Source organism: Streptomyces hirsutus (assembly GCF_001418415.1).
In the GTDB taxonomy this organism is placed as follows: Bacteria; Actinomycetota; Actinomycetes; order Streptomycetales; family Streptomycetaceae; genus Streptomyces; species Streptomyces hirsutus.
Genome location: NZ_LIQT01000359.1, coordinates 1 through 9,090, shown reverse-complemented (window position 1 = coordinate 9,090; position 9,090 = coordinate 1). Strand labels below are relative to the sequence as shown.

The window sequence follows — 9,090 nt, the reverse complement described above, 5'->3', positions numbered from 1 at the left end:
CTCAACACCATCCGCCGGGAGAATCCGGCCCTGCACCGGCTGCGGAATCTCCATTTCCACCAGGCGGACCAGGACCCGGTCATCGTGTACTCGAAGAAGCAGGGTTCGAACACGGTGCTGGTGGTCGCCAACCTCGACCCCCACCGCACCCAGGAGGCCACGGTCTCGTTGGACATGCCGCAACTCGGCCTGGACTGGCACGAGTCGGTGCCGGTACGCGACGAACTCACCGGTGAGACGTACCACTGGGGCAGGGCCAACTACGTGCGCCTGGGACCGGGTGGCGCGCATGTGCTCGTCGTCGGCCGGGAGGCCGAAGGCGGCCGTGACCACGGCCGTGACCGCACGGCGTCGGCCCCGGTCTCCGCCCCGGTCTCGGCCCCGGGGACCGCGTCCCCCGGCCCGCAGGGCACGGCTGCGCGACCGTCCCGACCGTCCACCCCGCAGATCGGAGGGTCACCCGCATCATGATCGTCAACGAGCCCGTACCGGACACCTTCGAGGACACACCGGCGCAGGACCGCGACCCCGACTGGTTCAAGCGTGCCGTCTTCTACGAGGTCCTCGTCCGCTCCTTCCAGGACAGCAACGGCGACGGCATCGGCGACCTGAAGGGACTGACCGCCAAACTCGACTATCTGCAGTGGCTCGGCGTCGACTGCCTCTGGCTGCCCCCGTTCTTCAAGTCACCGCTGCGCGACGGCGGTTACGACGTCGCCGACTACACCGCCGTGCTGCCCGAGTTCGGCGACCTCGCCGACTTCGTGGAATTCGTGGACGCCGCCCATCAACGGGGCATGCGCGTGATCATCGACTTCGTCATGAACCACACCAGCGACCAGCACCCGTGGTTCCAGGAGTCCCGCAAGGACCCCGACGGCCCCTACGGCGACTACTACGTCTGGGCGGACGACGACAAGCAGTACCAGGACGCGCGGATCATCTTCGTCGACACCGAGGCCTCCAACTGGACGTACGACCAGGTCCGCGGGCAGTACTACTGGCACCGCTTCTTCTCGCACCAGCCGGACCTCAACTACGAGAACCCGGCCGTGCAGGAGGAGGTGATCTCCGCGCTGAAGTTCTGGCTGGACCTCGGCATCGACGGTTTCCGGCTGGACGCCGTGCCGTACCTCTACCAGGAGGAGGGCACCAACTGCGAGAACCTGCCCGCCACGCACGCCTTCCTGAAGCGGGTGCGCAAGGAGATCGACGCGCAGTACCCGGACACCGTGGTCCTCGCCGAGGCGAACCAGTGGCCGGAGGACGTCGTCGACTACTTCGGCGACTACGCCGCCGGCGGCGACGAGTGCCACATGGCGTTCCACTTCCCGGTGATGCCCCGCATCTTCATGGCCGTGCGGCGCGAGTCGCGCTACCCCGTCTCCGAGATCCTCGCCAAGACCCCGGCCATCCCCTCGGGCTGCCAGTGGGGCATCTTCCTGCGCAACCACGACGAGCTGACCCTGGAGATGGTCACCGACGAGGAACGCGACTACATGTGGGCCGAGTACGCCAAGGACCCGCGGATGCGCGCCAACATCGGCATCCGCCGCCGCCTGGCCCCGCTGCTGGACAACGACCGCAACCAGATCGAGCTCTTCAACGCCCTGCTGCTGTCGCTGCCCGGCTCGCCGATCCTCTACTACGGCGACGAGATCGGCATGGGCGACAACATCTGGCTCGGCGACCGCGACGCGGTGCGCACCCCGATGCAGTGGACCCCCGACCGCAACGCCGGCTTCTCGTCGTCGGACCCGGGGCGGCTGTTCCTGCCCACGATCATGGATCCGGTCCACGGCTACCAGGTCACCAACGTCGAGGCGTCCATGGCGTCGCCGTCGTCGCTGCTGCACTGGACCCGCCGGATGATCGAGATCCGCAAGCAGAACCACGCCTTCGGCCTGGGCACCTACACCGAACTGCCCTCCTCCAACCCCGCCGTCCTCGCCTTCCTGCGCGAGCACGAGGACGACCTGGTGCTCTGCGTCAACAACTTCTCCCGTTTCGCGCAGCCCACCGAGCTCGATCTGAGCGCCTTCGAGGGACGCCACCCGGTCGAGCTGTTCGGCGGGGTGCGCTTCCCGGCCGTGGGCGAACTGCCGTATCTGCTGACCCTGGGGGGCCACGGCTTCTACTGGTTCCGGCTCCGCAGGGACGCCGCCTAGAACCCGGGGCGGGGCGGTTTCTCCCGCCCCGCCCGGGGCACGCATCAGTAACACCCCGACGACCCGGGGAAAGGACGCGACTCCATGCCGGAAGCCGTCATACGTACCGTCGCACCCCCGCCCGGCCTGCTTGCCTCATTGGATCCCCTGCTCAGGGAGTGGCTGCCGCGACAGCGCTGGTTCGCGGGCAAGGGACGCCCGATCACCGGATTCACTCTGGTCACGGCCACCGAGCTGCTGCCACCCGGTGCCAGGCTGGGCCTGTACCACCTGCTCGTCCGTGCTCACCAGCCCGCCCCGTCCGGCTCCTCCGGCTCCTCCGGCTCCTCCGCCCATGGTGGCGGCGCCGCCCACTCCGGCGACTGCTACCAGCTGCTGATCGGCGTGCGCGAGGCGCTGCCGCCCCGGCTGGCGCCCGCACTGATCGGGCACCTGAGCGAGGGCCCGCTCGCCGGACGGACGGTCTACGAGGCCCTGCACGACGCCCGTCCCGCCGAACTGCTCCTGGAGGCCCTGCGGACCCGGGCCCGGATCGGCGGGCTGCGCTTCGAGCGGGACCCGGGACAGGAGATCCGGCCCGGCCTGGTGCCGCGTCTGATGACGGTCGAGCAGTCGAACTCGTCCGTCGTCTACGGAGATACGTTCATCCTGAAGCTGCTGCGCCGGATCGTGCCCGGGATCAACCCCGATCTGGAGCTGCCGCTGGCCCTAGCCCGCGAGGGCTGCCCACGGGTGCCGCCGCCCACGGCGTGGCTGGTCGCGGACCCGGACCCGGCCGATCCCGGCGAGACCCACGTGCTGGGCGTGCTCCAGCCGTTCGTGCAGGGTGCGACGGACGGGTGGGAGCTGGCGCTGCGGGAACTGGCCAAGGGCGAGGACTTCGTCGCCGAGGCACGGGCACTGGGGCGGGCCACCGCCGAGGTGCACACCGCGCTGGCCCGCGCGCTGCCCACGGTCACCCTGGGCCACAGCAGGCTGCGGACCATGGTCGCCGGCATGACCGAGCGGCTGGCGGCGGCCGTCGGGGCGGTGCCCGCGCTGCGTCCGTACGCGACCGGTCTCGGCTCGGCGTACACCGCCCTGGACGACCTGGCCGCCGAGGGGCAGACCTGGACCGCCCAGCGGGTGCACGGCGATCTGCATCTCGGCCAGTGTCTGCGGTCTCCGGCCGGTGAGTGGTCGCTGATCGACTTCGAGGGCGAACCGGCCCGGCCGCTCGCCGAGCGGCGGATGCCGCAGCCCGCGGTCCGGGACGTGGCCGCCATGCTGCGGTCCTTCGACTACGCGGCCCGCTCCGCGGACCCGCCGCAGCCGGACTGGGCCGAGCACTGCCGGGCGGCGTACTGCTCCGGCTACGCGGAGGCGGCGGGCGCCGATCCGCGCACCGATCCCGTGATGCTGCGCGCGTACGAGACGGACAAGGCCGTCTACGAGGTGCTGTACGAGGCCCGGCACCGGCCTCAGTGGCTTCCGGTCCCGTTGGCGGCGGTGCGCAGACTCGCCGGACCCGACCGGGCCTGACCCGACCCACCCGACCTTCCTTCAGGAGGCTCCGTCCGTGATCCCCCGCCCCGAGTCCAGCGGTTCGCATCCGGAGCAACCGGCCGAGCAGCAGCCGGTCGAGCAGCGGCCCGCCGAGCCGCCGAAGGCCGCGCGGAAGAAGAAACCCGCGGCAGTCGAGGCGGCCGGGGCGATACCCGAGAAGGGCGCCACGAAGAAGGGTTCCGGGAAGAAGGCCGTCGTGAAGAAGGGCACGTCGAAGAAGGGCAAGGCGAAGAAGGCCGAGGCCGTGCGGGTGCGGGCCTCCGGGGCGCACCCGGTGGCCGGGCAGCTCGCCCCGCCGGAGGCCGAGCTCGCGGTCTCCCCCGCACTCGGCCCCGCCGACCGGGAGCGGCTGCTGGACGGCACGCACCACGACCCGCACGCGGTGCTGGGCGCGCACCCGGTGCCCGGCGGGGTCGTCTTCCGGGCGTTCAAGCCGTACGCCCTGGCGGTCACCGTGGTCTCCGGGGGCCTCACCGTCGAACTGCACGACGACGGGGGCGGGTTCTTCTCGGCGCTGCTGCCGCTGCGGGAGGCCCCGGCGTACCGGCTGCTCGTGGCGTACGAGGGGACGGTGCGGGAGGTCGAGGACGCGTACCGGTTGCTGCCCACGCTCGGCGAGCTGGATCTGCATCTGATCGGCGAGGGGCGGCACGAGGAGCTGTGGACGGCGCTCGGCGCGCACCCCATGACCCACCAGGGGGTGGCCGGCACCCGGTTCGCGGTGTGGGCGCCGAACGCGCGCGGGGTGCGGGTGGCGGGCGGCTTCAACTTCTGGGACGGCGCCGGGTACCCCATGCGGTCGCTGGGCTCCTCCGGGGTGTGGGAGCTGTTCGTGCCGGGGGTCGGGGAGGGCGAGCTGTACAAGTTCGAGATCACCCGGCCCGACGGTTCGAAGACCCTGCGCGCCGACCCGATGGCGCGGCGCACGGAGGTCCCGCCGGCCACCTCGTCCGTCGTCACGTCCTCGCGGTACTCGTGGGGGGATGCCGAGTGGCTGGCGCGCCGCGCCGAAGTGCCCGCGCACGAGGCGCCGTTCTCGGTGTACGAGGTGCATCTGCCGTCGTGGCGGCCAGGACTGACGTACCGTCAACTCGCGGATCAGCTACCCGCGTACGTCAAGGATCTCGGCTTCACGCACGTCGAGCTGATGCCGGTCGCCGAGCATCCCTTCGGTGGCTCCTGGGGCTACCAGGTCACCGGTTTCTACGCGCCCACGGCCCGCCTCGGCACCCCGGACGACTTCAAGTACCTGGTCGACGCCCTGCACCGGGCCGGGATCGGGGTGCTGATGGACTGGGTGCCGGCGCACTTCCCGCGGGACGAGTGGGCGCTGGCCGAGTTCGACGGACGGCCGCTGTACGAGCACGCCGATCCGCTGCGGGCCGCCCATCCCGACTGGGGAACCCTGGAGTTCGACTTCGGGCGGCGCGAGGTGCGCAACTTCCTGGTGGCCAACGCCGTGTACTGGTGCGAGGAGTTCCACATCGACGGGCTGCGCGTGGACGCCGTCGCCTCCATGCTGTACCTCGACTACTCGCGCGAGCCCGGCCAGTGGACGCCGAACGAACGCGGCGGCCGGGAGAACCTGGACGCGGTGACGTTCCTGCAGGAGATGAACGCCACGGTGTACCGCAGGGTGCCCGGCGTGGTGACGGTCGCGGAGGAGTCCACGGCCTGGGACGGCGTCACCCGGGCCACCCATCACGAGGGCCCGAGCGGCTTCGGCGGGCTGGGGTTCGGGCTGAAGTGGAACATGGGCTGGATGCACGACTCGCTGGAGTACATGAGCCACGAGCCGGTGCACCGCAGGTACCACCACCACGAGATGACGTTCTCGATGGTGTACGCCTACAGCGAGAACTACGTCCTGCCGATATCGCACGACGAGGTCGTGCACGGCAAGCGGTCTCTGGTGTCGAAGATGCCCGGCGACTGGTGGCAGCAGCGCGCCGGGCTGCGCGCCTACCTCGGCTTCATGTGGGCCCACCCCGGCAAGCAACTGCTGTTCATGGGGCAGGAGTTCGCGCAGGGCGCCGAGTGGTCCGAGCAGCACGGCCCGGACTGGTGGCTGCTGGACCCGGCCTACGGCGCCGAGGCCGACCACCGCGGGGTGCGCGACCTGGTGCGCGACCTCAACACCGTGTACCGGCACACCCCGGCGCTGTGGCGGCTGGACACCGAGCCCGCCGGGTTCCGCTGGGTGGCCGGAGACCTGGCCGAGGACAACGTGCTCGCCTTCCTGCGGTACGACCGGGACGGCACCCCGCTGCTCGCGGTCTCCCACTTCGCCCCCGTGGTCCGGCACGACTACCTGATCGGCGTCCCGGACGACGTGCCCGCCTGGCACGAGGTCCTGAACACGGACGCGGCCCGCTACGGCGGCGGCGACGTGGGCGGGCCCGACCCGGTCAAGCCGGAGCCGCAGGGGCGGCACGGGTTCCCGGCGAGCATCCGGCTGACCCTGCCGCCCCTGGCGACGGTCTGGCTGCGCCCGGCCTGACCGGCGGGCGGGCGCTACGCCAGGGTGTCGGCCAGCGGCTTCGGCAGCGGCTCGGTGTGCAGGACGCCGAGCCGCTGGGTGGCACGGGTCAGCGCCACGTACAGGTCGCTGGTGCCGTAGCGCCCCGGTTCGGCCACGAGGACGGAGTCGAACTCCAGGCCCTTGGCCTGCCGCGGGTCGAGCAGCACGACCCCCTGCGTCAGGTCCGGTTCGGCGCCCGCCGTGACCCCGTCCAGCCGGGCGGCCAGGGCGCGGTGCAGGTCGCGCGGGGCGATGACGGCGAGCCGGCCCGGCGGGGCGCCGTCCGGTCCGGGCGCGTCCTGGCGCCCCGGGGACCCGGCGGTGAGTTCCGCGACGGCCTCGGCGACGGCGCCGGGCAGGTCGTCGGTGGCGCGGGCCCAGGGGCGTACGCCGGTGGAGCGGACCGACCCGGGCGGCTCGAAGCCGGGGTGCTCGGCACGGACCACGGCCGCCGCGACGTCCATGATCTCGGCCGGGGTGCGGTAGTTGACGCCGAGCCGGGTGTGCTCCCAGCGGTCCTCGACGTACGGGGCGAGGATGTCCTTCCAGGAGCCGACCCCGCCCGCCTCCGACGTCTGCGCCGGATCGCCGACCAGGGTCATCGAGCGGGTCGGACTGCGCCGCATCAGCAGCCTCCAGGCCATCGGCGACAGTTCCTGTGCCTCGTCGACGATGATGTGGCCGAACGCCCAGGTGCGGTCGGCGGCGGCCCGTTCGGCGGCGCTGCGGTGGTCGTCCTCCTCGTGCCGTTCGGCGAAGCGTTCCGCGTCGATGATGTCGTGCGCGGACAGCACCTCGGAGGACTCGGGGTCGCCCTCCTCCTTGTCCTCGAACTCGAAGGTCCGCGACGCGTACGACACGTCCAGGACGCCCTGGGCGTACGCGATCTGCGTCCGCCGCTCCCGGTCGGCCCGCTCGCGCACCCACCGGTCGTCCTCGCCGAGGAGTTCGGCGGCCTCGTCGAGCAGCGGCACGTCGGCGACGGTCCAGTGCCGGGTCACCGGGCGGCGTACCGCGGCGGCGTCCTCGGCCGGCAGGAACTCCTCGGGCGCGGCGAGGAAGTCGGCGATCAGCCGCTGCGGGGTGATCCGGGGCCACAACTGGTCGATGGCGGACCACACTTCGGGGTTCTCGGCGAGCTCGTCGCGGATCTGGGTGATGTCGCTGGGGTCGAGCAGATTGCCGCCGTCGTACGGGTCGGTGCCGATGCGTTCGGCGACCATGTCGGTGAGCGCGTTGAGGACGTGGCCCTCGAAGTACTCGCGGGACGCGTTGTGCGGCAGCTTGGCGGCACGGGTGCGTTCGCGGGCGACCCGCACCAGGCCGTCGTCCAGCATGAGGATCTCGCGGTCGTGCTCGATGGTGATCACCGGGTCGGGCAGCGTCTGCCGGCTGCGGACGACCTCGGTGAGGACGTCGGCCATGGCGGCCCGGCCCTTCACGGCGGCGGCCTCGGGGGCGTCCGCCCGGGTGGTCTTCACGCCGGGGAACAGCTCGCCGACGGTCGCGAGCAGCACCCCGGTCTCGCCGAGGCTGGGCAGCACCTCGCCGATGTAGCCGAGGAACGCCGGGTTGGGGCCGACGATGAGGACGGCGCGGCGGGCCAGCAGCTCGCGGTGCTCGTAGAGGAGGTAGGCGGCGCGGTGCAGGGCCACGGCGGTCTTGCCGGTGCCGGGGCCGCCCTCGACCACCAGCACGCCGCGGTGCGGGGCGCGGATGATGCGGTCCTGGTCGGCCTGGATGGTGCGGACGATGTCGCCCATGCGGCCGGTGCGCGCGGAGTTGAGCGCGGCGAGCAGCACGGCGTCGCCGGTCGGGTCCTCGTGGCCGGTGCGGGTCTCGTCGCCGAGGTCGAGGATCTCGTCGTGCAGGGCGGTGACCGTGCGCCCCTCGGAGGTGATGTGCCGGCGGCGCCTCAGTCCCATCGGGGTGTGGCCGGTGGCCAGGTAGAAGGGGCGGGCGACGTCTGCGCGCCAGTCGATGAGGACGGGGGTGCGCTCCGCGTCGTCGGCGCGCAGTCCGATGCGGCCGATGTGGTGGGTGGCGCCTGAGGAGAGGTCGATCCGGCCGAAGCACAGCGAACCGTCCACCGCGTTCAGCGCCGCGAGCAGCCCGGACCGCTCGGCGACGAGGATGTCCCGCTCCAGCCTGGCCTGCATGGGCGTGTTGCCCTGCCCGAGCGCGTCCGTGAGGGACACCTCGGTGTCACCGCGCAGGGCGTCCACGCGTGCGTACAGTCCGTCGATGAATTCCTGTTCCTGTCGGAATTCACGGTCCGGATATTCGCTGTTTGACAATTCGGCTCCCGCCCGGATATACTGTGCTCATTGAACTTCCTTGCGACTCAATTCTCTTGAAGTCGCGAGTCAATAAATATACGCAAAAGAAACCCCCGGGCGCAATTACCCGGGGGTTTCTTTTGCGCGGTGCCGGCCGCCCGCTCCGGTATCGGCTCAGATCACTTCGCCCAGTTCCTCCAGCAACCGCCGCTTGGGCCTGGCGCCCACCATCGACCGCAGCGGTTCCCCGTCCCGGAACACCATGAACGTCGGCATCGACAGCACCCTGTACGCGTGGGTGGTGGCCGGGTTGGCGTCCACGTTCAGCTGCACGACCTTCAGCCGCCCGCCCTGCTCGGCGGCGAGCGCGCTCAGCACCGGCGCCATCTGTCGGCACGGCGGACACCAGTCGGCGGTGAACTCCACCAGCACCGGCAGTTCGGCCCCGATCACCTCCGTCGCGAAGTCCGCGTCGGTCACCTCGGTCACCTCGGTCACACCCTTCGCCCTGCTCACCTCTGCCGCCCTCCGAGTTCGCACACCGGCTCCGGACCTCCCGGAGCCGGTGTGCGAACTC

Annotated in this window: 5 protein-coding genes and 1 pseudogene; 4 read left to right on the top strand and 2 right to left on the bottom strand. The window is 71.6% G+C overall.

Annotated elements, in window-relative coordinates:
- The 4 genes and pseudogenes from AOK11_RS25670 to glgB all read left to right on the top strand — a co-directional run.
- Positions 1-471: pseudogene (locus tag AOK11_RS25670) on the top strand (alpha-glucosidase C-terminal domain-containing protein); the annotation flags it as partial.
- A complete protein-coding gene (treS, locus tag AOK11_RS25665; RefSeq protein ID WP_055596098.1) occupies positions 468-2,168 on the top strand; it encodes a maltose alpha-D-glucosyltransferase in 1,701 nt (566 codons plus the stop codon). The pseudogene AOK11_RS25670 and the gene treS, both read left to right, overlap by 4 nt.
- An 84-nt stretch (positions 2,169-2,252) precedes the next feature.
- Entirely contained in the window at positions 2,253-3,689 is a 1,437-nt protein-coding gene (locus tag AOK11_RS25660) for a maltokinase N-terminal cap-like domain-containing protein (RefSeq protein WP_055596097.1), read from the top strand.
- 37 nt (positions 3,690-3,726) lie between these two features.
- Entirely contained in the window at positions 3,727-6,213 is a 2,487-nt protein-coding gene (gene glgB / locus AOK11_RS25655) for a 1,4-alpha-glucan branching enzyme (protein ID WP_107098674.1), read from the top strand.
- 14 nt (positions 6,214-6,227) lie between these two features.
- On the opposite strand, the gene AOK11_RS25650 is transcribed toward glgB, so the two are convergent.
- Together AOK11_RS25650 and AOK11_RS25645 are read right to left on the bottom strand one after the other, a co-directional pair.
- Positions 6,228-8,549 (bottom strand): HelD family protein, encoded by a 2,322-nt coding sequence (locus AOK11_RS25650; protein WP_055596096.1) that lies wholly within the window; start codon positions 8,547-8,549, stop codon positions 6,228-6,230.
- A gap of 138 nt (positions 8,550-8,687) precedes the next feature.
- Positions 8,688-9,029, bottom strand: a complete 342-nt coding sequence (locus AOK11_RS25645) for a thioredoxin family protein (protein ID WP_338058947.1) — start codon at positions 9,027-9,029, stop codon at positions 8,688-8,690.
- Between the last annotated feature and the right edge of the window lie 61 nt (positions 9,030-9,090).

Coding starts and splice junctions, on each gene's coding strand:
- treS (WP_055596098.1), top strand. CDS start 468: ATGATCGTCAACGAGCCCGTACCGGACACCTTCGAGGACACACCGGCG.
- AOK11_RS25660 (WP_055596097.1), top strand. CDS start 2,253: ATGCCGGAAGCCGTCATACGTACCGTCGCACCCCCGCCCGGCCTGCTT.